1 protein-coding gene is annotated in these 457 nt (G+C 73.5%); it reads right to left on the reverse strand.

Translation table 11 applies throughout. The annotated features are described in order from the left end of the window. Nucleotides 1-186: helix-turn-helix domain-containing protein (locus FNQ90_RS26520; protein ID WP_182608595.1), on the reverse strand; the 186-nt coding region annotated here is incomplete at its 3' end. Between the last annotated feature and the right edge of the window lie 271 nt (nt 187-457).

The raw sequence follows: 457 nt of genomic DNA on the forward strand, positions 1-457 counted from the left end.
GCCGAAGGGGGTGGGGGTGGTGCGCCGGGAGCCGCGTTCGAAGAGGGAGCGCCCCGGGTGACGTTCCAGGGCGGCGACCCGACGGCTGGCCACCGACTGCGACACCCCGGCCGCCGCCGCCCCGACGGTGAAGCTGTTGCGCTCGCTCACGTACACGAAGGCCCGACACGCCTCCACCAGGTCCATGGCGCCCACCCTAGCCGGCCGTTCCCCCATGCCGGATCCGCATGGAACCGCGCGTTCCCGTCTTGGACGGCATGACGGGTCGGCGGTCAGGGTGGCGGGGTTCCGGGGCGCGCCCCGGCCGGTGCCGGGCATCCGGTCCGCGCCGCGCCGTCGGCCACGCCCGAAACCCCGCACACCGTGCCATCGAACGATTCCCCAACGTGACGAAAGGTCGATATGAGCCCCGCGCCGTCGACGTCCCACACATCCGAAGCCCCGCCCCTCGAAGTCC

The sequence above is a fragment of the Streptomyces alkaliphilus genome (genome assembly GCF_014141535.1).
Lineage (GTDB): Bacteria > Actinomycetota > Actinomycetes > Streptomycetales > Streptomycetaceae > Streptomyces > Streptomyces alkaliphilus.